The following is a 22,759-nucleotide window of genomic DNA, read 5'->3' on the forward strand; positions in this document are numbered from 1 at the left end:
ACCGCCTCCTCGCTCCCGTCGCTCCATGACTTCTTCGCGCCGGGCGGCATGCTGTCGCGCTCCGAGCTGCCGTACGAGTTTCGCAAGGGGCAGCTGGAGATGGCGCAGGCCGTGGAGCGGGCTCTGAACGAGAGCAAACACCTCATCGTCGAGGCAGGCACCGGAACCGGCAAGACGCTCGCCTATCTGCTGCCGGCGCTGCGGGCCTGCGCGCGCACCGGGCAGCGGGTGATCATCTCTACGGGCACGAAGAACCTGCAGGAGCAGCTCTTCTATAAGGACGTTCCGTTTCTCGAGTCGCTGCTGGGGCCGCTGCGCGTCTGCTATATGAAGGGCCGCGCCAATTATCTGTGCCGCCACAAGCTCTTTGCGCTGCGCAGCCAGCCGATTCTGTCAGGGCTCGAAGAGATCGAGCAGTATCAGAAGATCGCCGAGTGGGAGAAGACGACCGAGACCGGCGACCGCGTGGAGATCGACGATCTGCCGGAGACGTCGGCCCTGTGGAGCAAGCTCGACGCGCGCAGTGAAGCCTGCCTGGGGCAGTCGTGTCCGGATTACGAGCGCTGCTTCATCACCGAAATGCGCCGCCGCGCGATGGAGAGCGATGTGGTGATCGTGAATCATCACCTCTTCTTCGCCGATCTGGCCATCAAACAGCAGGCGAAGGCGGCTCCCGATGCGGGCATACTGCCGGAGGCCGCCGCGGTGATCTTTGACGAGGCGCATGAGCTGGAGGATGTGGCGTCGAGCTACTTCGGCATCAGCCTCAGCAATGTGCGCTTTGAGGAGCTGGCGCGGGATATCGAGACGCTGCTGCGGGCAAAGCAGGCGCTGACGACGGAGACTATCGGAGCGGCGCAGTCCACGCGTGAGCGCGCAAGGCTGTTCTTCGGAGCCCTGCCCGTTTCTTCGCAGTCTTCGAGCGCTGCCGGGCGCGGTGCGCCGGGTACTGCCGGACGCGGAGCTCCAGTCGAAGGCCGCATGCAGTTTGCCAACCGCGAAGAGTTTCTGGAGACGCAGGGCGACCTGTATCTGGGCGTGCTGAACGGGCTGCACCGCATGGAGACGGAGCTGGCCCGGGTGCGCGGCGTGGAAGAGGCGCAACCCTTGGCGAAGCGGGCCGCCGACATTCGCGAGCGGCTGAAGTTTCTGATGGAGGCCGAGGACAAGAACACCGTCTTCTGGCTGGAGCGGCGCGGCGGGCGCACCATGACGACGCATCTGCAGGCGACACCGATCGATGTCTCCGGCCTGCTCGAGGATCTGCTCTTCGAGAACTTTCCGAGCGTGGTGCTCACGTCGGCGACGCTGACGGTGCAGGGCGGATTTGCGCACATCCGGAAAAGGCTCGGCCTGCGCGATGCGCGGGAGCTGGTGGTGCCGTCGCACTTTCAGTACGGCCGGCAGGCGCTGCTCTATCTGCCGCCGGAGATGCCGGACCCGCGCGACGCCAACTTTCAGGACGAAGCCGTCAAACGCATCCGCCGCGTGCTCGATATCACGCGGGGTCGCGCCTTCTGCCTCTTCACCAGCTACGCCCAGATGCGCGACATCTACGAGCGGCTGCTGATGGAGGTGGGCTATCCGCTGCTGCTGCAGGGCACGGCGCCGAAAAAGGCGCTGCTCGAGGAGTTCCGCACGACGCCGAACGCGGTGCTGCTGGGCACGTCGAGCTTCTGGCAGGGCGTGGACGTGCAGGGCGAGGCGCTGAGCTGCGTCATCGTCGACCGGCTGCCCTTTGCCGTGCCCTCCGACCCGGTGGTGCAGGCGCGCATGCGCGCAATCGAGGAGGCGGGCGGCGCGCCGTTCTTCGAATATCAGGTGCCGTCGGCGGTGATCACGCTGAAGCAGGGCTTTGGGCGGCTCATTCGCTCGCTCGAAGACCGCGGCGTGCTGATGCTGCTCGATCCCCGGCTGCAGCGGCAGCGCTACGGGCGCGTCTTTCTCGACAGCCTGCCGCCCTACCGCATCACGCAGGAGATTCGCGACGTGGAGGCGTTCTTTGCGCAGCCGCCTGTACCGGCAGACCCGCCGGCCGGAAGCCGGCGCGGCTGAACGGGCAGAAATTTGCCGGATGGAATGAATCGCAGCGGCAAACGGCCGTTCCGTTTTAAAGTATGAGGAGTGGCACGAAACCTTTACATCCTGGCGGGAACGCTGCTGTTCTTCGGCCTGATCTCCTTCGGCATGTCGTTTATGGCGAGCAGCACGCAGCCCGGCTTGCCGGGCAACGGCACGCTCTGGAAGACGACCTCGCTGCTGCTGGCGCTGGTGGGCCTGCTGGTGGGGCTGATGGGCGTAATGACGGCGATGTTCGAGCAGGTGGACCGGCGGACCGAAGAGCGGCGGCTGCGCGCGCTGCAAAAACGGCGCGGCCACCTCTGAGCTGCTGTCCGGCCTGCGACGCCGCGGTTCTGTAACAGACGGCGAGGCCTGTCACCCCTCTGCGAGCAGGCGTTTTCGGCGTCGGACGGGGAGGCTCACACGCCTGCCGCGAGAAGAAGGCAGACCAGGGCCGCTCCCAGGGCGGCCACGCGCAGGCGATGCATCGCGTCCCATCTGTGGTGCTCGCGCTTCGCCTCTTCCGGAAAGGAATCCGCCTGCAGTCTGCCCATGCGATTGTTGATGGGGACCAGAAAGAGCAGCGTGAGCAGAATGACCGTTGCCCAGATCGTGCCGGCTGCGATCAGCAGAGGTAATCCGGATGCATGGCGCTGCAGAACGGCTTCGGCGATGAGCAGCAGGAAGCTGAGCACATACCAGAAGGGCATGGCCGTGCCGAGCTTCTTTGCAAACAGGCTGACAGCTCTGGCCTGAGACCGGTCTTCCATCTGCCACAAAACCGGATTGATAAAGGCGGACACGGCAAACTCGGTGCCGGTCAGCAGTCCGATACTGACAATGGTCGCGATGTTGAGAATGTGCATCATGAATCTGCTCCTGCCGATGAGACGCGGGCTGGGTGTATGCTGACGCAAAGAGATGTACTGACAAATATGTCAGTACATCCTGAGTTGAGAGGCTCTTTCGATGCCGGTTTCGAAGAAAGAATTCTCAGAGTGTCCCATCGACGCCATGCTCTCCGTCATTGATGGGCGCTGGAAGGGCACGATTCTGTGGCGGCTTTCCGAGGGGCCGATGCGCACCGGCGAGCTTCGCCGCAGCATTCCCGGCATGACCGAGAGAATGCTGATCCGGCACCTGCAGGAGCTGGTGCGCGATGGAATTCTGGTGCGTCGTCAGGAGAGGAGCCTTCCTCCCTGTGTCCGGTACTCGATCTCGAAGTACGGGATGACGCTGCTGCCGGTTCTGGAGATGATCTGCGCCTGGGGCCGCACTCATCTTCGCATCATGAACGGGAGCTGCCGTATGTCCGGATCAGCGGATCGAAGAGCGGCGGCTGCGCGCGCTGCAAAAACGGCGCGGCCACCGACTCTCTCTGCGAGCGGACCATCGAGCCGGGAGTGAGCCGCCATCGGTTTCCGGGTAAAGTGGATTCCATGACCATACTGCTGCATGCTGTCGAGGCCCGGGTGCTGGGCGCGCTGGTGGAAAAGGAGATCACGACTCCTGAGTACTATCCTCTTTCGCTCAATGCGCTGGTGAATGCCTGCAACCAGAAGAACAATCGCGAGCCGGTGATGCATCTGGATGAGGCTGAGGTTCTGCAGGCGCTGCATGGGCTGGAAGACGACAGGCTGGCTGGCCCCAGGCGCGGCTCCGACAGCCGGGTGACGAAGTACGAGCATCACCTGCAGGAGGTCTTCAATTTCACGCGCGGCGAGGTGGCGGTGATCTGCGTGCTGCTGCTGCGCGGGCCGCAGACGCCGGGCGAGCTGCGCGGGCGAACCGAGCGGATGCATCGCTTTGCGGAGATCGACGACGTGCTGTCGACCCTGCAACGGCTGATGCAGCGCGAGCCGGCGCTGGCCAGGGCGCTCCCGCGCCAGCCGGGAACGAAAGAGATTCGCTATATGCACCTGTTGTCGGGAGAGATCGACGATGCAGCAGAGGCGGCGCAGCCCTCGGCCATGAATGCCGGAGAGGCTTCGGCCGGGAGCGATCGCCTTATGCGACTCGAAGATGAGGTGGCGAGACTGCGGGAAGAAGTGTCTGAGCTGAGGGAGCAGGTGGCTAAGCTCACCGGGCAGGAATCGTAGGTTTGGAAGCAGCCGGCAGCGGGCCTGAAATTGACGCCGAAGCCGGTGAATCCGCATCGAAGATACAATGGGAAAAGGGCCGAATCGTCTGCGAGACGGGTCCGAGAGAGTCGATATCAGGCATGTACGAAGTAACAGTCGAAGGCGGATTTTCTTCCGGGCACTACCTGCGCAATTACAAGGGGAAGTGCGAGAATCCGCACGGACATAACTATAAGGTCCGCATTACCTTGTGCGGCAAAACGCTGGATGCGGCGGGGCTGCTGCTGGATTTCAAGGATCTGAAGCAGGTCATGCGTCCGGTGATCGAGCGCATCGATCACCAGATGCTCAACGACCTTGCGCCGTTCACGGAGATCAACCCCTCGGCGGAGAACCTGGCTCGCTTCTTTTATGACGAGACGAACCAGCAGCTCCACGAGATGACGCAGGGGCGTGTGCGCGTCAAGGACTGCACGATCTACGAGACCGATACGACGACGGCGACATATTACGAGTAACCGCATTTATACTGAGACGCCGGAGGTTTTCCATGCAGATTGAACTCAGCGACAAGCTGCAAAATGCGCTGGAACAAGCCGCGGCCTCTGCCGGCATGAGCGTTTCGAGGTACGCTGGTCTGCTTATGGAAGAGCAGCTGGCTCAGGATTCACAGAGAGCGATTTTGCGTTCCCAGGCGATCGATGCCCTGATCGAGCACATGAAGACTGCAGCCTCGGCTTCCGGGCGGGAAAGACGTGGCTGGAGAGAGTTCATTCATGAAGGTCATGCAGTTTGAGCTTTGTACTCGATAGTTCCACAGCGCTCAGCTGGTGCTTTAAGGACGAGCAGTCGCCGGAATCGCTGGAAGTTCTGAAGCTTGCGAGACGGCGCGCCATTTTTGTTCCCTCTTTATGGCACGTGGAAATGGCGAACATCCTCGGAAGTTCTTTTCGTAAGCAGCGATTGAATGAAATCGATCTCAAAATTGCTTTGCGGATGTTTGCCGTCCTTGAGCTGCATACAGATACGGTTTATCCCCATATCAGCTCGTCTGTTTTAATGCCGCTGATGCAGGCTTATTCGTTAACCGCGTATGACGCCGTATATCTTGAGCTGGCCCTGCGTCTCAACCTGCCGCTCGCGACGCTGGACGCAAACCTGGCCGCAGCATCCAGGCAGGCAGGGATAACGCTTCTCTGATCGAGTAGCTGGTAGTGATTATGCACTTCATTGAAATCTACAAATCCGTTCAGGGCGAATCGAGCTTTGCCGGGCGGCCCTGCATCTTTGTGCGGCTGGCCGGGTGCAATCTGCGCTGCTCGTGGTGCGACTCGGAGTACACCTTCACGGGCGGCCACCGGCTGACGGACGAGGAAGTGATCGCTGCGATGGAGGCGCTGGCTCCGGTAAAGCTCATCGAGTTTACCGGCGGCGAGCCGATGCTGCAGGAGCGCGAACTGGTTCCGCTGATGGAGCGCCTGCTGGCGGCAGGCTATGAGCTGATGATCGAGACCAGCGGAGAGCGCCCGCTCGACCGCGTGCCGAAGGCGGTTCACAAGATCGTCGACGTAAAGTGCCCCGGTTCGGGCGAAGGCGGCAGCTTTCGCATGACGAATCTCGATCACCTCACGAAGCGGGATGAGGTAAAGTTCGTGATTGCGGGCCGTCCGGACTACGAATTTGCGCGGGCCTTTGTCCGCGAGCACGATCTGGCGGCGAAGGCCGGCAGCGTGCTGTTCTCTCCGGCGTTTTCAAAGACGCCGTCGCCCGAGCGAAGCACCGCGAACGCCCTGCTCGACCCGCGCGAGCTGGTGGAGTGGATGCTGGCCGACGGGCTCGACGCCCGGCTGAGCCTGCAGATTCACAAGTACATCTGGGAGCCGCAGAAGAAGGGCGTTTAGCCGGTTCTTTTCTCCACACTCGGAAATTCCATCGTATGATGGTGCGACGCGGGACGCTGGTCTGGTCCGGCAGGGAAAGAGGCTGCCGTTGTCTTTACTGGTCTTCGCTTTTCTGATTGGAGTCATCGCCGGGCTCCGTGCGCTCACTGCTCCAGCCGTCGTGTGCTGGGCCGCCGCGCTGAGCTGGCTGCCGTTGGAGGGCACGCCGCTGCACTTTCTGGCTTCGCCGATCACGCGCTGGATCTTCACCGTGCTGGCCGTCGGCGAGCTGATCAACGACAAGCTGCCGAAGACGCCGAGCCGCACCGCTCCTCCGTCGTTTATTGTCCGCATCATCACCGGAGCGCTCTCCGGCGCGGCGCTGGGCGCTTCGCAGCACATGCTGGTCGGCGGGCTGATCGCGGGGGCAATCGGCGCGGTGGCGGGCACGCTGGGCGGCCATGCATGCAGAGTGCGGCTGGTCAAGGCAACCGGCGGCAAAGATTTGCCCATCGCACTGCTTGAAGACGCGATTGCCATTATTGGCGGTTTCCTTATCGTGTCGCATCTGCCATGACCACAAAATTCGACGCCATCATTATCGGAGCCGGCCAGGCCGGTCCCTCGCTTGCAGGCCGTCTCACCCAGGCCGGCCGCCGGGTCGCCATGATCGAGCGCAGGCTCTTCGGCGGCACATGCGTAAACACCGGATGCACCCCCACCAAGGCCATGGTCGCCAGCGCCTACGCCGCGCAGGTGGCGCGCCGTGCCGCGGAGTATGGCGTGACGCTGAGCGGCTCGGTCAGCGTCGACATGAAGGCGGTGAAGGCGCGCAAGGACGGCATTGTGGCGCGGTCGCGCAACAGCGTGGAAGGCTGGCTGCGCGGCATGAAAAACTGCACCGTCTATGACGGGCATGCGCGGTTTGAATCGGCGCACGAGGTACGCGTCGGGCCGGAGCTGCTGTCGGCGGAGCAGATTTTCCTCAACGTGGGCGGGCGCGCCACCGTGCCCGAGCTGCCCGGCGTGCATGAGGTGAAGTACCTGACCAACGTCAGCATGATGGATCTGGATACGCTGCCGCGTCATCTGGTCGTCATCGGCGGCAGCTATGTCGGCATCGAGTTCGGACAGATGTTTCGCCGCTTCGGCAGTGAAGTCACGATCGTCGAAAAGGGGCCGCGGCTGCTGCAGCGCGAGGACGAAGACGTCTCGGCGGCGGTGAAGGAGATTCTCGAAAAAGAAGGCATTCACATCCGGCTGCATGCGGAGTGCATCCATTTTGCGCCGCATGGAGAGGATGTATCGGCAGGTGTGAGCTGCGAGACGGGCGATCCCGCCGTCGTGGGCTCGCATGTGCTGCTCGCGGTGGGGCGGCGTCCGAATACCGACGATCTCGGCCTCGACAAGGCGGGCGTGGAGATGAACGAGCGCGGCTTCATCAGCGTGGACGACCAGCTTCGCACCAGCGTGCCCGGCATCTGGGCGATGGGTGACTGCAACGGCCGGGGCGCATTCACGCACACCTCGTACAACGACTTCGAGATCGTCGCCGCCAATCTGCTCGACCATGATCCGCGCCGCGTGAGCGACCGCTTTCCCGCCTACGCCGTGTACATGGACCCGCCTCTGGGCCGCGCCGGCATGACCGAAGCCGAGGTGCGCAAAACAGGGAAGCCTGCACTGATCGGCACACGGCCCATGACCAAAGTGGCGCGTGCGCTTGAGAAGGGCGAGTCGCAGGGCTTTATGAAGATCCTGGTCGATGCCGAAACGAAGCAGGTCCTGGGCGCGTCGATCCTCGGTACCGGCGGCGATGAGGCAATCCACTGCGTCCTCGATCTGATGTACGCGCGCGCGCCGTATACGACGATGCAGCGCGCGGTGCACATTCACCCCACGGTCTCGGAGCTGATCCCGACCATGCTCGGCGATCTGAAACCGCTCCGGTAAATCCCTTTTCCGTCTTTCCTGTCTCGGGGTGTGCCCCCTGTGCACCCTGTTGTTTTGGTCTGTGCGCCTCGACCCGCGCAATGAAAAGTTCTTCCCTGAAAGGATGCAGTTTCAGGGGAGCACTGCGCCGCGTATCTCTGATAGGCTTCCGTTCTGGATCACTCAGCCATGTGAAGGAGCCTTATGAATCGACGGGAGTTTCTGAGTCAGACGGTGGTGCAGACCGGGGTGATGGCCGCCGCCTTTTCAGCCGACAGACTGGGCGGATCATCCCTCGGTGGATCGACATGGATCTCTCCTGAAGACGTGCAGGCCGCTGGCGAAGCGCCCGCTGCCGTGAAGCCGATGGCCCTGGGTCTGGTGATCGAGCCGTCGAACGGACCGGAAGAGACGCTGGCGCGTGTGAAGAATCTGGGCTTCACCACCTGCTTCTTCTCGCTCGACGGTTACCTGGGAAAATACACGCCCGCGCTGGCGCGACAGCTGAAAGACCTGCTCGAGAAGTATGAGCTGGTGGCGACGGCGGCGGAGGTAGTTGGCCCCGGTCCGCTGGTATGGGATTTTCTCGATGGCCCGTCGACGATCGGCGTGGTGCCGCGCGCGACGCGCACGGCAAGAATGGACGCGCTGAAGCAGACCTCGGACTTCGCAAAGCTGCTCAACATTCCCGCGGTGCAGACGCACTGCGGCTTTCTGCCGGAAGATCCGCGCGATCCTCTGTATCACGAGGCCGTGGCTGCGATTCACGAGGTGGCGCAGCACTGCGCGGGCAACGGGCAGGATCTGCTGATGGAGACCGGGCAGGAGACGCCGACGACGATGTCGCGCACCATCAGGGATGTCAATCTGCCGAATCTCGGCGTGGGCATGGACACAGCGAACCTGATTCTTTACGGCAAGGCCAATCCGGTGGATGCGATGGATATTCTGGGGCCGCATGTGAGGAGCGTGCATGCCAAGGACGGACGCTGGCCGACCGATCCGATGAAGCTGGGCGAAGAGGTGCTGATCGGCACCGGACGCGTGGATTTCATGGCCGTCTTCAGCCGTCTGCACCGGCTGGGCTACACCGGCGCCATCACCATTGAGCGTGAAACAGCGCAGCCCGAGCAGTTGATCGCCGATGTGAAGCAGGAGAAGGTGTATCTGGAAAACGTCATCGCGCGTGTGCAGCGCGGCGAGTCGTAAAGGGAAGCGCGACCAGGGGAAACGAAAATGGACAGACGGCAGTTTCTTTCAGGATCGGCAGCCGCTTCGGGCCTTCTGCTGCTGAAGCCGAAGACGGCATTCGGCTATGAGGCGAACTCGGCGGTGCGGCTGGCGCTGCTGGGCTGCGGCAACCGCGGCACCACCGTCGCGACCTCGTTCGCGAAGAACACCAGCGCGCGCATCGTGGCGCTGGCCGATATCTTTCCCGACAAGCTCGAGCTGGGCAAAACCCACTTCGATGCGCTTGCCGGCACGCTCGGCTATGCGGGCGTGGATCGGAAGCTGATGTTTCGCGGCTGGCGCGCCTTCGAGGAGCTGGCGGCGGCGCAGGACGTGGACGCGGTGCAGATCTCCACGCCTCCGTTCTTCCACGTGCAGCACCTCGACGCCATAGTGCGCGGCGGAAAGCACGCCTACTGCGAGAAGCCGGTGGGCGTCGATATCGCGCAGACGAAGCAGGCGCTCGAGATTGCGCAGCGCGTGGAGCGCAGCGGCAAAGTCAGCGTCGATGTGGGTTTTCAGATCCGCAGCGCTCCGCCGTATGTCGAGATCGTGCGGCGCATCCACGAGGGCGCTCTGGGAAAGATCGCCTGTATCGCCGCGCATTACAACGCGCCGCCGTCGGCGTATCCGGAGCGCACCGGCATGAGCGCCGACGAGGTGCGGCTGCGCGACTGGCTGTGGGACCGCGTGCTCTCGGGAGACATTCTCGTCGAGCAGGACATTCACGTCATCGATATCTGCAACTGGGTTCTCGGCGCGCATCCGCTGAGCGCCGTGGCGCGATGCGGGCGGAACGTCCTCTCGCATGCCGGGGACATCTCGGACAACTATCAGGTGGTCTATACGTATGCCGGCGATGTGCGGGTGAGCTTTTCATCCACGCAGTTCGACGCGGACAACTGGTTCGATGTGTCGGTGCGCGTCTTCGGAGCGAAAGGCGTCGCCGAAGCCCCGTACTCCGGACCGCTGCGCATCATCGGTGAAAATGCCTGGACGTGGAGCGGCCAGGCGGAAGGCGGCTCCGATCAGAGCGCGCAGGCAAAGGCTCCCGGCGCATTCGCGGCGAACGGGGCCTTCACCGATAATCTGGCCGATGCCGACCGCGACAAGGATCGCGGATTTATCGAGAGCATCGTCTCCGGACGGTTCCACAACCAGATCGCAGCCGGCGTCGAAAGCGCGCGCAGCGCCATGCTGGGCCGCATGGCTGCCGCGCAGAAGCACGAAGTGGCATGGGACGAGCTGCTGGTGCACGGCGAAGAGTATCGACTGAACATGGACCTGAGCCGGTTTACATAGGGCAGTTCCCTATGGTCAGTCGCCAGTCCTCAGTGTTGAAGCAGGTGCGTGTCTTTACTGAGAGCCGGTGACTGTCGACTGTCAACTCGCCTTATAGGGCCTCGAGGCCATCCAGATCGCGGTCGCGCACGCCGATGAGGTAGAGCAGGCTGTCGAGCCCGAGCTGCGAGAGCGAATGGTCGGCTCGCTGGCGCACCACCGGCTTGGCGCGGAAGGCGATGCCCATGCCGGCCAGGCTGAGCATGGGCAGGTCATTGGCTCCGTCGCCCACGGCCACGGCCTGTTCGAGCGAGATCTTTTCGCGTGCGGCGATCTCTTCCAGCAGCGCGGCCTTGCGCGGCCCGTCGACGACGGTGCCGATGACACGGCCGGTAACGGCTCCGTCGACGATCTCCAGCTCATTGGCAAAGATGTAGTCGATGCCGAGCCGCTGCTGCAGATGGCGCGCGAAGAAGTTGAAGCCGCCGGAGAGGATCGCGGTCTTGTAGCCGAGCAGCTTCAGCGTGCGGATCAGGCGCTCGGCGCCGTCAACGAGCGGGATCTTCCCCAGCAGCTCGTAAACGCGCTCTTCCGGCAACCCTTTCAGCAGGCCGACGCGGCGGCTGAAGCTCTCTTTGAACTCGATTTCGCCGCGCATGGCCGACTCGGTGATCTTCACCACCTGATCGGCAACGCCGGCAAGCTTCGCCAGCTCGTCGATCACCTCGCCCTGGATCAGGGTCGAGTCCATGTCGAAGGCGAAGAGGCGGCGGTTGCGGCGGAAGATGCTCTCTCGCTGAAAGGCGATATCGATGGAGAGATCGCTCGCGGCGCTCAGAAAGCTGGCGCGCATGCCGCTCTCCGAGCGGAGCTGGCCGCTGATGTGCAGCTCGACGCAGGCATTGGTGTGCGGCGCGGGCGCGGCGAGCGAAAGGCGTCCGGAGAGCCGCTCGATGCGGTCGATGTTCATGTCATGCTCCGCAATGATCGAGCTGACGCGGGCCAGATGCTGCGCGCTGATGACGCGGCCCAGAACGGTGATGTGGTAACGGTCCTTTCCCTGTGCCGCGATCCAGCGGTCGAGCGCCGCCGCGTCCACGGGAGAGTGCCGAAGCTGCAGCCCCAGCGTTACGCAGCGCGCCTTCAGCTTTTCGAGCGAGGCCGCGCAGGAGGTTCCCTCGGGGAACTCGGCCAGCAGGCCCAGCGCCAGGGTCTCATGCACCACGGCCTGGCCGATGTCGAGAATACAGGCGCTGCATTCGGCCAGCAGCGCGGTCAGCTCGGCGGTGATGCCGTGGCGGTCCTGGCCGGAGAAGTGAAGCAGAATCGTTTCGCTCATTGTTCGTAAGGGGTCTCGTCTTCAAGGGTAACAGTGGCGGCGCAGGCCCGGCGCTGCGCAGACGGCCATCTCTGCGAATCGGCACAGACGTCACCGCGGCGCGATCAGTGCTGCGCGTTCAGATATTTATTGAAAGGAATTTCGAAATAGAAGAGCTCTTTGCCGTCGGCGTCGCGCAGCTCCCGCAGCACCAGCTTTGCGCCGCGCAGCGGAGTGCTGCCGAGGCCGTCCATATCGTAGAAGAGGAACCCGGAGTGCGTGGTGTGCGGCTCGACGGCCAGCGCCGAGTATTCGAACTCGTCGAAGTCCTGCTCGATCTTGTTGTCGGTGTTTTTGCCCTTCGTGTGCAGCCTCACCGGGCCGATGGGGATATCGTGCCCCTTTTTGTCTTTGAGCGAGACGCGGCGGTCGACGTCGTCGGGCTCCGCGGCGAGGATTTTGTCGTTCGCCGAGCTGAAGAAATTGATGCGCGCATCCGACAGCGAGATAGGGCGGTCGCTGTTGTTGGTGACGATGATGCGGATGGGCATGAAGTGATACTTCAGATAATCCACGCGAAAGATTCTGCACTTCTCCGCCGTGTCGAAGGGCTCGGCCGCGATGACCACCTGTTCGTCTTTATGATTGTCGAGGGCCGGCCACGCCATTGCATCCTTTGCCGGAGGCGGCGCGGGCCGGTCGTCGGCACGGAGCGGGACGGTTGCCATAAGGCAGAGCAGGGCGATAACGAACAGAGAGCGTGAGCGCATGACTGTTCTGACAAGTATCATCTTCGGTTAAGACCTGGGTAAAGCGTCTTTCGTTTAAGACCGGCGCAAAAAAGGATTCGTAAGCGGATGTGGGTTCTCTACAGCCTGGCACTGACGGTGGTACTGGTGGCCGGGTCGCCGTGGTGGCTCTTTCGCATGGCCACCAGCGGGAAGTACCGGGAGGGTCTGCCGGAGCGACTGGGCCGCGTGCCGCGCCGGCTGCGCGCCGCGCCGCGGGCAGAGCCGGTGGTCTGGGTGCATGCCGTCTCGGTCGGTGAGGTGCTGGCCGCCGGCCGCATGATCGCCGAGCTGGGCGAGCGCCTTCCAGGCTGGCGCATCGTCGTCTCGACCACCACGCGCACCGGTCAGCGGCTGGCCCGCGAGCGCTTCGGCGAAGAGAACGTCTTTTATTTCCCGCTGGATTTCGCCTTCGCCGCACGCGCGTACCTTCGCGCTCTGCAGCCGCGCATGCTCGTGCTGCTGGAGACGGAGTTCTGGCCGCGCATGCTGGTCGAGTGCCGCAGAGCCGGTGTGCCTGTCGTCGTGGTGAACGCCCGCATCTCCGATCGCTCGTGGCCGCGCTACCAGCGGCTGCGATTCCTCTGGCGTCCTCTGCTGAGCGGACTGTCGCTGGTGCTGGCGCAGAGCGAGCTCGATGTGGAGCGTCTGCGGGCGCTGGGAGCGGCCCGCGCAGAGCTCGGCGGCAATCTCAAGTACGACATCCGTACCGCGAAGCCCGCGGCGGTGACGGCGGCTCTCCGAGAGCATCTGCCGCCGGGCGCGAAGCTGCTAATCTGCGGATCGACGCTCGAAGGCGAAGAGCGCATGCTGCTCGATGCAATCTCTTCCGGCGCGCTGCCGACGGAGACGGTGATGGTGCTGGCGCCGCGTCATCCGGAGCGCTTCGAAGCGGTCGCGCAGCTGCTGAGCGCGCAGGACATTCCGTGGCTGCGCCGCTCGCAATGGATGGAGGCTCCCGGGCCGGTTCCTGCGGGCACCATCTTTCTGCTCGACTCGATCGGTGAGCTTGCGTCTCTTTATGCGCTGGCTGCGGTGGCCTTTGTCGGCGGCAGCCTGGTGAGCGCGGGCGGCCACAATCCGCTCGAGCCCGCGCAGTTCGGCGTGCCGGTGGTGATGGGTCCGAGCTGCGAGAACTTCCGCGGCATCGTGGCAAAGCTGTGGGAGCACGACGCGATCTGCGTGACCCGGCCCGAAGAGCTGCGGCAGACACTGGCTCGCCTGCTCGAAGATGCATCCTTCGCGCAGTCGCTGGGGGCGCGGGCCAGGCAGGTCTTCGAGAGCGAGGCGGGCGCAACGGCGCGGGCCGCCGATGCGCTGACGGCGCTGGTGCTGAAGGCGCAGCCTGCGGAGGCCGGGGCTTGAGCCGCCTGCTGTATCCGCTGGTGCCGCTGTATGCCGCGGCCGCGGCTGCAAAGAGCGCGGCGTATGACCGGGGCTGGCTGCGCGCAAAGCGCCTGCGCTGGCCGGTAGTGAGTGTGGGCAATCTCTCCGTCGGCGGATCGGGCAAGACGCCGCTGGTGATCCGTCTGGCGCAGCTGCTGTGCCACCGCGGAGTGGACGTGGATGTGCTGTCGCGGGGCTATGGGCGCAGCTCGGCCGCGGTGGAGCGCGTGGATGAGAACGGCTCCGCGGAGCGCTTCGGCGATGAGCCGCTGCTGATCGCACGTGCTGCGCATGTGCCGGTCTACGTGGCCGCAAAGCGCTTTGAAGCCGGGCTGCTGGCGGAGCGCGGCGCTGCCGAGCCGGGGCTTCACCTGCTCGACGACGGCTTTCAGCACCGTCAGCTGCGGCGCGATCTGGATATCGTCGTGCTGCACCGCAGCGATTTTGCGCAGTCTCTGCTGCCGGCCGGGCGTCTGCGTGAGCCGCTGAGCGCGCTGCAGCGCGCCTCCGTCCTGGTGCTGCGTGAAGAGGACCGCGGCCTCGAAGCGGAGCTGCGGCGGCGCAGGCTGACGCAGCCTGTCTGGTTCATGCAGCGGCGGCTGGAGGCTCCGCCTGTACAGCGGGCGGTGGCCTTCTGCGGCATCGCGCGGCCCGAGGAGTTCTTCGCCGCGCTGCGCTCGGCCGGCATCGAGCTGTGCGCCGCGCTGTCGTTTCGCGATCATCACCGCTGGACCCGCGACGATATCACGAAGCTGATCGAATGGCAGCGCCAGCATCGGGCGAAGGCCTTTGTCACCACGGAAAAGGACGGCGTGCGCCTGCCCGCCGCGCTGCGCAGCCGGCTGGAGTCGGCCGCTCCGCTGTACGTCGCGCCGCTTACCGTGCATCTCGACGACGAGGCCGCGGCGGTCGATCTGCTGCTTCGCCAGGCTGTGAGAAAATAACAGTTTGCCGCCAGTCAAAAAGCAGTATCGCGTGCTCATCGTGCGCCTCGGCGCCATGGGCGACATCCTTCATTCGCTTCCTGCCGTCACGGCGCTGCGTGAGGCGCATCCGGGATGGTTTCTCGGCTGGGCGATCGAGCCGCAGTGGCGCGAGCTCTTCGGCACAGGCGAGGCGCGGCCGGGCACGCCGGCAATGCCGCTGGTGGACCGGGTTCACATCGTTCCCGCCAAGCGCTGGGCAAAGTCACCGCTCAGTCCGGCTACGCTTGGCGATATCCGCCGTGTGCGCCGCGAGCTGCGCGAGGCGCAGTATGACGTGGCCGTCGATCTGCAGGGGGCGGTGCGTTCGGCGATGATCGCGCGCTGGGCGCGCACCGGCAAAGTCATCGGCGAGGCGGCGCCGCGCGAGCCCATTGCGAAGTGGCTCTTTCAGCAGCGCGTGGCCACCAGCGGCGTTCATGTGATCGAGCAGTCGCTCGAGGTGGTGAACGCGATCCTCCGGGAGCGGCTTCCGGTGATGCTTCCGTATCTGCCGCATGATGCCGATGCCGACGAGCGCGCAGCGCGGCTCGCGCAGCCATTCGTGCTGATCAGCCCCGGCGCGGGGTGGGGCGCGAAGCGCTGGCCGGCGGAGCGCTACGGCGCGGTTGCGAGTACTCTGGCGAAGGCGGGCTATGGTGTGGTGATCAATGCTGGCGCCGCCGGAACCCATTCAGGAGAAGAGAAGCTGGCCGAAGAGATCGTACAGAGCAGCGCAATGTATCAGAGCCCGGTCCCGGTGCAGCCGCTGGCCATGAGCATCGCCGAGCTGACCGCGGTCACGCGGCGCGCCTCGCTGGTCATCGCGGGCGATACCGGTCCGCTGCATCTGGCCTGCGCGCTCGGCAGGCCGGTGGTGGGCATCTTCGGTCCCACCGATCCCGCCCGCAACGGCCCGTTCGGCTGCGCCTTTCGCGTGCTGCGTCATCCGGAGAGCGTGCGCGATCATACCCGCCGCGTCGAGCCCGAGGCCGGCCTGCTGACCATTACGCCCGAAGCTGTGGCCGATGCGGCGCTCGAGCTGCTGCAGGAGACCCCGTAATGGCCGCGACGGGCTGGAAGAGAATCGCGAAGCGCATCCGCGTGCCGATGGGCTTTGTATTTGCGGGGCTGTATCTGTGGCTGGCGCGGCCCACGCCGCTCTTCATGGCGCTGAGCCTGGCTCTCGTGGTTCCCGGAGTTCTGCTGCGGGCCTATGCGTCGGGATACGTCAAAAAGAACCGGGAGCTGACCGTTACCGGGCCGTATGCGTACACGCGGAATCCGCTGTACCTCGGGTCGATGACGATCGCTTTCGGCTTCGCCCTTGCGGCGCGCAGCATCTGGATCGCCGTGGCGCTGGCGATTCTCTTCGCGGTGATCTATATCCCGGTGATCCGTGGCGAAGAGGAGTTTCTGCGCTCGGCCTTTCCCGAGTTCGACGCGTATGCAACGCGCGTGCCGAGGCTTCTGCCCCGCATCACGCCCGCAAAGAGCGGACAGACGGAGGCGGGTGAGTTTTCGTCCGCCCTGTACTGGAAGCACCGCGAGTACAATGCGCTGATAGGCGCTGCGGCGATTTACATCGCCCTTGCGCTGCGGCTGCTTCTTCTGCATCCATAAAAGGAAAGAAATCTGCACGAATCATGAGGTTGGATTGATCTGGCATCGCGGACTGTTGTTTCTTTTCCCTGGAATTCTTCTGCTGGCCGGCGTGCAGACGCCCGTATTGCAGGCTCAGTCGCTGCAGGGGCAATCGCTGAGGGCGCTTATTCAGCAGGCTCAGGCGCCTGCGCAGGCGGCGCAGAATCAGGCGAGGCAGCCGGTGCCTTCGCTGCCTCAGCCGCGTGCCGGATACAGCTTTCCCGCGAGGCAGACGCTCACCTATCAGGTGGACTGGCGCGTCTTTCCCGCCGGAACGGTGGTGATGCACCTCGAGGGGCAGGGCAATGAGGAGCACGTCACCTCTACGGCGGACACGCTGGGCGCCATCAACCTCATCTTCCGCGTCGTCGACCGCTTCCAGTCCTCGTTTGATCGCCAGACGGGCTGTTCCTCGGGCTTTTCGAAGCAGCTGCAGGAGGGGCGCAGGCAGGTCAACTCCGACCTGAAGTTCGATTATCAGCAGCACAAAATGATCCAGAACGAGAGGAATGTGGTGAGAGGCACGAGCCGCCATCAGGAGGCGTCCATCCCGTCCTGCGTGATCGACCTGCTCTCGGCGATCTTCTACCCCTCGTCGCAGGCGCTGACCGTGGGGCAGAACTTTCAGGTTCCCGTCGCCGACGGCATGCGGACCATCCCCGTAACCATGAAGATGGAAGGGCGCGAGCAGGTGCACACGCCGCTCGGCACGTATCAGACGATCCGCGTGCAGCCGACGGCGGATGCGGGCGTGGTCAAAAACCGGGGCAATATCTGGATCTGGTATACGGATGACGACCGGCACATTCCCGTGCAGATGCGCGCTCGTCTCTTCTGGGGCACGATCACCTTTCAGCTCACCGCGCTTGAAGACAAATAGCCGCAGCCGGCCGGCGCGCCGGAGGGTTTGGCTGCAGATCTTTTATTGAATGCGATAGCGCTCGCGCATCAGCCGCTGCAGGCGCGGGCGGTAGATCAGGTCCCAGACGAGCTCCTTGCCGGGAAACATGGCGAGCGCCGCGTTGCGTGTGCCGGCGATCATCTCCGAGGCCTCCTCGACCGTGAGGCTGACATCCTGCCCGATGACCGACATCACCATGTTCATCAGCATCTGCAGGCGGCGAAGCCTGCGCTGTTCTTCCAGAAGCTCTTCGGGGGTCTGATGCGAGGGTTCTCTGAATGACTCGAATGACGGCTGCGGAAGTTCGCTCTGTGAGCCCATGTACCGGAATTCCTCCGTTGCGAACGCATCGTACAATGATTGAGACGCGGAAGAAACGGAAAAGGTTCGAGGTCAGCGAGAAAGCTGCCAGTAGTCAGGCATAAAACGGCCAGCCGGATTTTACTCACTGCTGGCCGTTTCACTCCTGACCGCTTCATCCCTGAGCGCTTTTGTGCTGACTCGCTGCTTTATCTCCCGTGCTCTTCGAGATACTTCTCCACTTCAAGCGCGGCCATGCAGCCCGAGCCAGCAGCGGTGATCGCCTGGCGGTAGCGGCGGTCCTGCACGTCGCCGCAGGCAAAGACGCCGGGAACGCGGGTAAAGACCTGGTTCTGTGTCTGCACGTAGCCGTCTTCATCCAGATCGATCTGTCCGGTGAACATCTTCGCATTGGGCTCGTGGCCGATGCCGAGGAAGAGCCCGGTAACGGGCAGGATCGACTCTTCGCCAGTGACCGCGTTGCGCACGCGCACGCCCTTCACCGTCTTCTCCTCGACGCCCAGCACCTCTTCGATGAGGGTGTTGGCGAGGAAGGTGATCTTCGGGTGAGCGATGGCGCGGTCGAGCATGATGCGTGAGGCGCGGAAGTGCTCGCGCCGGTGGATCAGCGTGACCTTGGTCGCGAAGCGGGTCAGGAAGAGCGCCTCTTCCATGGCCGAGTCGCCGCCGCCGACCACCGCGATCTCATGGCCGGAGAAGAAGAAGCCGTCGCAGGTGGCGCAGGAGCTGACGCCGTGTCCGATCAGGGCCTGCTCGGAGGGCAGCCCCAGCCAGCGCGCCGACGCTCCGCTGGCGATGATCAGCGTGCGTGTGTGGATCGCCTCCTGGCCGAGATGCAGCGTGATGGGATGTTTGCCGAGCTCGGCATGCGTCAGGTGTCCCATACGGAACTCCGCGCCGAAGCGCGACGCCTGTTTGCGCATGTTCTCGATCAGCTCCGGTCCCTGGATGCCTTCGGGCCATCCGGGAAAGTTCTCGACCAGCGTGGTGATGGAGAGCTGACCGCCCGGCTCATGGCCTTCGATGACCAGCGGCTTCAGATTGGCGCGGGCGGCGTAGATGGCGGCAGTGAGTCCGGCGCAGCCGGAGCCGAGAATGACAGTATCGCGAATGGTGTCGGACATAGGAAAACGATCTTTCTGATTGTACCTGTGCGGCATGCCGTTCCGGCCCGCAAAGGCGCCTGGACCGGATCTTCCGCCGGCCGGGAGATACGCTCTTCGATAAATCCCTGAAATAAGCTCTTCGATAATTCTGGAGATAAGATGTTGCGTAAATCCTGGAGATAAGATGTTGGGTATGGCGAATCTGACTCTTGTTTACGGAATGCGGCTGCTTCCGGCCGATGAAATTGCCGGCGTAGGGGAGGCTCCGATCGAGCTGAAGAACGGCAATACAGCGCGGGTGACGATGCATCTGCTGGAGGGTACACGGGAGCAGATCGAGGCGCAGCTCCGGCAGAGTATCGACGCATTTTTCGACTTCTTCCCTGAAATCTGACGGTCTCGTTCGACAGAAGCTGCGGAAGCTTCATCGCAGCCGGGCCGCTGTATGGTTTTCGAGCAAACGTGGCCCGCTCTTTCCGCTTTTGGGCCAGCTCTGCCGTGTTCCGCGACACAAACTGACTCAAGTCCTCTCTGTTCTCCGCCGAAATGGAGAACGAGGCGTCCGAAGCTTCCCAGCCGGGACCGGCGCGTTCAGAGGGGCGGGCGATGCGGTGCGCGTGGTGGAAGCAGGCGGATTCAGGCTCCGGTCTTTCAGACTCCGGCATTTCCGATTCAGAAGCTTCCGGCACGCCGGAAGTTTCAGGAGAGATGCGGAGGCCGCCGGGAACGCCGTTCGCGGCGATTGCCGGAACCATCCTCGCCATGCTGCTGCTTTTCATGCCTCCCGGGGTCCGGGCCGGAGGGCCGCGCTGGGTCGCCGGTTCCAGCTACTTCAGTCCCTCCGTCATGGGGCATCCGATCATCATCCCCGGGGGAAAGCTCATCTGTTTTTTTGACCTGGGGGATCTGAGTCCGACCGTGACCAAGGCGCAGGCCGATGCTCTGGTAGCCTCGGCGCGTTTGTGGAATAACGTGCCGACGGCCGCCTTCAACATCGCGGGAGGCGGCAATCTGGCTGAGGATGTGAACGGAACCAACGTCACTGTCTCCTCGACGGGGGTGGTGACCATGCCGGTGGATCTGCGCTCCACGGCGACGAGCCGTCAGATCGGCGTCGTCTATGACGAAGACGGCTCGGTGATCAATGCGCTTTACGGGCCGGGAGCGAGCGATCCCTCCGACTGCCAGAAGGACAGTGTCTTTACTTACGTCGACAACTTCTCCACCGCGGGAACGCTCGCTCATGGCGTCATGCTGATCAACGGACTGTGCGCCATGACCAGTACGCAGCTGACGAATCTTCAGTATCAGATCGCGCGTGCCTTCGGCCGGCTTGCGGGTCTCGACTGGTCTTCGACGAACGAAGAGATGTTCGTCGGCGATCAGATCACGACGGAGGGTCTGCAGGGCTGGCCGGTGATGCATCCGGTCGAAAGGCTCTGCGACGAAAGCGGTAATGCGTGCATGCCGAACATGACGACCCTTCGTCCGGACGATATGGCTGCTCTCAGCCGCCTGTATCCGGTCACTTCAGCGAACATCGGCAGCTTTATCAGCAAGAAGCTCACTGTACCCAACACGATCTCGGTGACCGGAACAATTCACTTCAAAAATGGCCAGGGCATGCAGGGCGTCAACGTGGTTCTGCGGCCGCTGGTCAATGGAGAGCCCGATATCCGCTACACGGTGACCGCCGTAAGCGGCGTGCTCTACCAGGGCAACGCCGGCAACCGGGTCAACGGCCCCGACGATGCGCAGGGCAATGCCCTCGACCGCTTCGGCAGCAGCGATCCATCGCTCGAGGGGTACTTCGATCTGAGTGATGTGGCGCTGCCTTCGGGCGTGACCTCGTCGGACTATCAGCTCACCTTCGAGCCGATCAATCCCGAGTATGTGGAGGAGTTTTCCGTCGGCCCCTACGTGACCGGGCAGGTCACTCCCTCCGGCACCATGCCGGTGATCACGCTGCACGGCCTCACCGCCGGATCGTCGGTTACCGAAGATGTCGTCATTGACGATTCGGCCGGTGACACAACTGCGACCTCGCGCGGTGTCGGGAGCAGCGAAGAGGAGCCATCGCAGCTTGCTGCCGGCGGCGAGTGGATGGGGCAGCTCGATGCGCCGGGCCAGACGGTATGGTTTGCGTGGAGAGCGCGCGCCAATCGCGAATTTACCATCGAGGGCGAGGCGCTCGACGCGAGCGGGCAGGACTCCCAGGACAAGGCGCGCCTGGTTCTGGGGATGTGGAACGGCACGGCCGACGCGGGCACGCTTCCCGCAATCGGCACGCTGCAGCCTCTGAACGGCGATGTGGTCGGCCTGACCACTCTGCCGGTGGCGACCACCGCGGACGGAGAGGTGCGGCTCGGCATCGCGGATGCCCGCGGCGACGGACGCCCGGATTACCTCTACCGGGGACGCGTGCTCTATGCCGACACCGTAAGCCCGGCGCGGCTGCCCGTCTCAGGCGGTCCGATCCTGATTGCGGGCATGGGATTCCATCTGAACTCGACCGTGACGGTGAACGGAAATCCGGCAGAGGTGACCAGCGTCTCGCCCACGGAGATCACCGCCATCGCTCCGGCCTCGGGCGGCACGACCGGCAATGTGCTGGTCGAGGTGGAAGATCCGCAGACGCTGGGCATGGCGGCGATCGAGGATGGCCTGAGCTACGAGGCGGAGAACGGCGATCTGCTGGCCGTGGTGACCGCGCCCTCGGGCAGCGTGGACATGGGCGTGCCTCTGCCGTTCACGGTGCGGGCGCTCGATGAGACCGGTCAGATCCCCGCATCCGGCGTGACCGTAACCTTTCGGGTGACCGAAGGCGCGGCTGCGCTTGGCTGCGGAGCCGCTTCCTGCAGCGTGGTGACGGGAGAAGACGGCACGGCGGCGGTGCTGGTGAGCGCGGCGTCGACGGCGCTGACGCAGATCACCGCCTCGCTCAGCAACGGCGCAACCACGCTGGCTGAGTTTACCGGCGTGGCTCCTCCGTCGATCAGCGCGGTGACGCCGAATCTCTACCTCGCCATCGGAGCGACCACGACGTGGAATCCGCAGGGCCTGGTGCTGAACAACGGCGCGCCGGTGGCCGGCCAGAGCGTGAGCTGGACGCCGATGGGCATCGGCGCCACGGTGACCGAGCAGAACGGTGTCAGTAACAGCGGCGGTCTGGTGAGCTCGCAGATCGCAGCCGGCCCGCTCGGCGCGGGAGACGTCGTGCCCGTGGATGCCTGCCTCACCGCTTCCTCCACCTGTACCCAGTTCATGGTGCTGGCGGTGCATACGCAGACCGCCGCGCTCGCCGCGCTGAGTGGAACCACTCAGAACATCTCCGCCGCGCAGAGCCTCAGTCCGGTCGTGCTTCGGGTCACCGACGCCATCGGCCATCCCATGGCGGGCGCGGTCGTCACCTTTTATGAGACGACCTACGCCTGGACAGAGCCCTGCCCGCAGCATGGACGCTGTCCTGCCGCGCCCGTGCTCGGCCAGCAGACCGTGCAGCTCACATCGCTTGCCGACGGCAGCGTCACGCTGGTTCCTTCTGCGAACGACGGGCAGCCGGAGAGGCTCATCGTGACTGCGGTGACCGGCGACGCGGCGGTGCTGAACTTTCAGATCGAGCAGTATCCCTGAGCGGCGATTCCGGATGTGCGATCCCTGAATCGCAATGCGAGGCTCGCCTGCCACATGACCGTTCGATGAGCGTCGATTCATCTTCCGGCGCTCTTTTTGCGGGTCTGTTTTCAATACCGGCCGGTAAATCCGGCAGACCTCCCCTTCGTGCCTCAAATCAATATTCCGGGCCTCACGACGTCTTCTTTGTCATTAGAATCGGGAGGAACGCAACTCCTGGGGGCAACTCCGTGTC

Annotated in this window: 24 protein-coding genes; 19 read left to right on the forward strand and 5 right to left on the reverse strand. The window is 63.9% G+C overall.

The genetic code is table 11. The features are described from left to right. Positions 1-48: 48 nt before the first annotated feature. Positions 49-2,055 (forward strand): DNA repair helicase YoaA, encoded by a 2,007-nt coding sequence (gene yoaA / locus D0Y96_RS19190; RefSeq protein ID WP_117303477.1) that lies wholly within the window; start codon positions 49-51, stop codon positions 2,053-2,055. Between the two features lie 69 nt (positions 2,056-2,124). After that, positions 2,125-2,385, forward strand: coding sequence for a hypothetical protein (locus tag D0Y96_RS19195; RefSeq protein WP_117303304.1), 261 nt, complete (start codon positions 2,125-2,127; stop codon positions 2,383-2,385). A gap of 95 nt (positions 2,386-2,480) precedes the next feature. On the opposite strand, the gene D0Y96_RS19200 is transcribed toward D0Y96_RS19195, so the two are convergent. After that, positions 2,481-2,930, reverse strand: coding sequence for an anthrone oxygenase family protein (locus D0Y96_RS19200; RefSeq protein WP_117303306.1), 450 nt, complete (start codon positions 2,928-2,930; stop codon positions 2,481-2,483). A gap of 100 nt (positions 2,931-3,030) precedes the next feature. On the opposite strand from D0Y96_RS19200, the gene D0Y96_RS19205 reads away from it, so the two are divergent. The 10 genes from D0Y96_RS19205 (at position 3,031) to D0Y96_RS19250 (ending at position 10,486) form a co-directional block, all read left to right on the forward strand. After that, positions 3,031-3,468: a winged helix-turn-helix transcriptional regulator gene (locus D0Y96_RS19205; protein WP_117303308.1), complete on the forward strand. Its 438-nt coding sequence runs from the start codon at positions 3,031-3,033 to the stop codon at positions 3,466-3,468. Between the two features lie 32 nt (positions 3,469-3,500). After that, complete coding sequence (locus D0Y96_RS19210; protein WP_117303311.1) at positions 3,501-4,160, forward strand: YceH family protein; 660 nt, start codon at positions 3,501-3,503, stop codon at positions 4,158-4,160. 122 nt (positions 4,161-4,282) lie between these two features. Beyond that, entirely contained in the window at positions 4,283-4,660 is a 378-nt protein-coding gene (gene queD, locus D0Y96_RS19215) for a 6-carboxytetrahydropterin synthase QueD (protein ID WP_117303479.1), read from the forward strand. A gap of 32 nt (positions 4,661-4,692) precedes the next feature. After that, positions 4,693-4,938: a hypothetical protein gene (locus tag D0Y96_RS19220; protein WP_117303313.1), complete on the forward strand. Its 246-nt coding sequence runs from the start codon at positions 4,693-4,695 to the stop codon at positions 4,936-4,938. Beyond that, positions 4,935-5,342: a type II toxin-antitoxin system VapC family toxin gene (locus tag D0Y96_RS19225; protein ID WP_117303316.1), complete on the forward strand. Its 408-nt coding sequence runs from the start codon at positions 4,935-4,937 to the stop codon at positions 5,340-5,342. Before D0Y96_RS19220 ends, D0Y96_RS19225 begins: the two co-directional genes overlap by 4 nt. A 20-nt stretch (positions 5,343-5,362) precedes the next feature. Then, positions 5,363-6,043 carry a 7-carboxy-7-deazaguanine synthase QueE gene (locus D0Y96_RS19230; protein WP_117303481.1) on the forward strand — a complete coding sequence of 227 codons (681 nt, stop codon included), beginning with the start codon at positions 5,363-5,365 and terminating at the stop codon, positions 6,041-6,043. Between the two features lie 88 nt (positions 6,044-6,131). Further along, the gene (locus D0Y96_RS19235) at positions 6,132-6,599 is read left to right on the forward strand and encodes a DUF4126 family protein (protein ID WP_199480485.1); all 468 of its coding nucleotides are present in this window, start codon (positions 6,132-6,134) and stop codon (positions 6,597-6,599) included. After that, on the forward strand, positions 6,596-7,975 hold the full coding sequence (locus tag D0Y96_RS19240; protein WP_117303321.1) for an FAD-containing oxidoreductase: 1,380 nt from the start codon (positions 6,596-6,598) through the stop codon (positions 7,973-7,975). The genes D0Y96_RS19235 and D0Y96_RS19240 overlap by 4 nt, the downstream gene beginning before the upstream one ends. Positions 7,976-8,158: 183 nt before the next feature. Then, positions 8,159-9,163, forward strand: a complete 1,005-nt coding sequence (locus D0Y96_RS19245; protein ID WP_252263956.1) for a sugar phosphate isomerase/epimerase family protein — start codon at positions 8,159-8,161, stop codon at positions 9,161-9,163. Between the two features lie 27 nt (positions 9,164-9,190). Next, positions 9,191-10,486 carry a Gfo/Idh/MocA family protein gene (locus D0Y96_RS19250; protein WP_117303323.1) on the forward strand — a complete coding sequence of 432 codons (1,296 nt, stop codon included), beginning with the start codon at positions 9,191-9,193 and terminating at the stop codon, positions 10,484-10,486. Between the two features lie 91 nt (positions 10,487-10,577). Here the strand turns inward: D0Y96_RS19250 and serB are convergent, their stop codons facing one another. Next, a complete protein-coding gene (gene serB, locus D0Y96_RS19255) occupies positions 10,578-11,804 on the reverse strand; it encodes a phosphoserine phosphatase SerB (protein WP_117303325.1) in 1,227 nt (408 codons plus the stop codon). A gap of 104 nt (positions 11,805-11,908) precedes the next feature. After that, positions 11,909-12,553, reverse strand: coding sequence for a hypothetical protein (locus tag D0Y96_RS19260; protein ID WP_117303327.1), 645 nt, complete (start codon positions 12,551-12,553; stop codon positions 11,909-11,911). 87 nt (positions 12,554-12,640) lie between these two features. Between D0Y96_RS19260 and D0Y96_RS19265 the strand changes: the two genes are divergently transcribed. Genes D0Y96_RS19265 through D0Y96_RS19285 form a run of 5 tightly spaced genes read left to right on the forward strand, consistent with a single transcriptional unit; the run spans position 12,641 to position 17,443 of the window. Then, complete coding sequence (locus tag D0Y96_RS19265; RefSeq protein WP_117303330.1) at positions 12,641-13,936, forward strand: 3-deoxy-D-manno-octulosonic acid transferase; 1,296 nt, start codon at positions 12,641-12,643, stop codon at positions 13,934-13,936. Then, the gene (gene lpxK, locus D0Y96_RS19270; protein WP_158562501.1) at positions 13,933-14,901 is read left to right on the forward strand and encodes a tetraacyldisaccharide 4'-kinase; all 969 of its coding nucleotides are present in this window, start codon (positions 13,933-13,935) and stop codon (positions 14,899-14,901) included. Before D0Y96_RS19265 ends, lpxK begins: the two co-directional genes overlap by 4 nt. Positions 14,902-14,905: 4 nt before the next feature. Next, positions 14,906-15,982 (forward strand): glycosyltransferase family 9 protein, encoded by a 1,077-nt coding sequence (locus tag D0Y96_RS19275; RefSeq protein ID WP_252263957.1) that lies wholly within the window; start codon positions 14,906-14,908, stop codon positions 15,980-15,982. Then, on the forward strand, positions 15,982-16,542 hold the full coding sequence (locus D0Y96_RS19280) for a methyltransferase family protein (RefSeq protein WP_117303334.1): 561 nt from the start codon (positions 15,982-15,984) through the stop codon (positions 16,540-16,542). Before D0Y96_RS19275 ends, D0Y96_RS19280 begins: the two co-directional genes overlap by 1 nt. A gap of 34 nt (positions 16,543-16,576) precedes the next feature. Then, complete coding sequence (locus D0Y96_RS19285; protein ID WP_252263958.1) at positions 16,577-17,443, forward strand: DUF3108 domain-containing protein; 867 nt, start codon at positions 16,577-16,579, stop codon at positions 17,441-17,443. Positions 17,444-17,485: 42 nt separating this feature from the next. Here D0Y96_RS19285 and D0Y96_RS19290 read toward each other — a convergent pair whose 3' ends face one another. Further along, positions 17,486-17,785 carry a hypothetical protein gene (locus tag D0Y96_RS19290; RefSeq protein WP_252263959.1) on the reverse strand — a complete coding sequence of 100 codons (300 nt, stop codon included), beginning with the start codon at positions 17,783-17,785 and terminating at the stop codon, positions 17,486-17,488. A gap of 188 nt (positions 17,786-17,973) precedes the next feature. After that, positions 17,974-18,909, reverse strand: a complete 936-nt coding sequence (trxB, locus tag D0Y96_RS19295) for a thioredoxin-disulfide reductase (protein ID WP_117303336.1) — start codon at positions 18,907-18,909, stop codon at positions 17,974-17,976. Positions 18,910-19,084: 175 nt separating this feature from the next. On the opposite strand from trxB, the gene D0Y96_RS19300 reads away from it, so the two are divergent. Continuing rightward, positions 19,085-19,285, forward strand: coding sequence for an allantoinase (locus tag D0Y96_RS19300; protein WP_117303337.1), 201 nt, complete (start codon positions 19,085-19,087; stop codon positions 19,283-19,285). Between the two features lie 314 nt (positions 19,286-19,599). After that, on the forward strand, positions 19,600-22,524 hold the full coding sequence (locus D0Y96_RS19305) for an IPT/TIG domain-containing protein (RefSeq protein WP_158562502.1): 2,925 nt from the start codon (positions 19,600-19,602) through the stop codon (positions 22,522-22,524). The last annotated feature ends 235 nt before the right edge of the window (positions 22,525-22,759 follow it).

It is taken from the genome of Paracidobacterium acidisoli, from assembly GCF_003428625.2.
GTDB classification, from domain to species: Bacteria; Acidobacteriota; Terriglobia; order Terriglobales; family Acidobacteriaceae; genus Paracidobacterium; species Paracidobacterium acidisoli.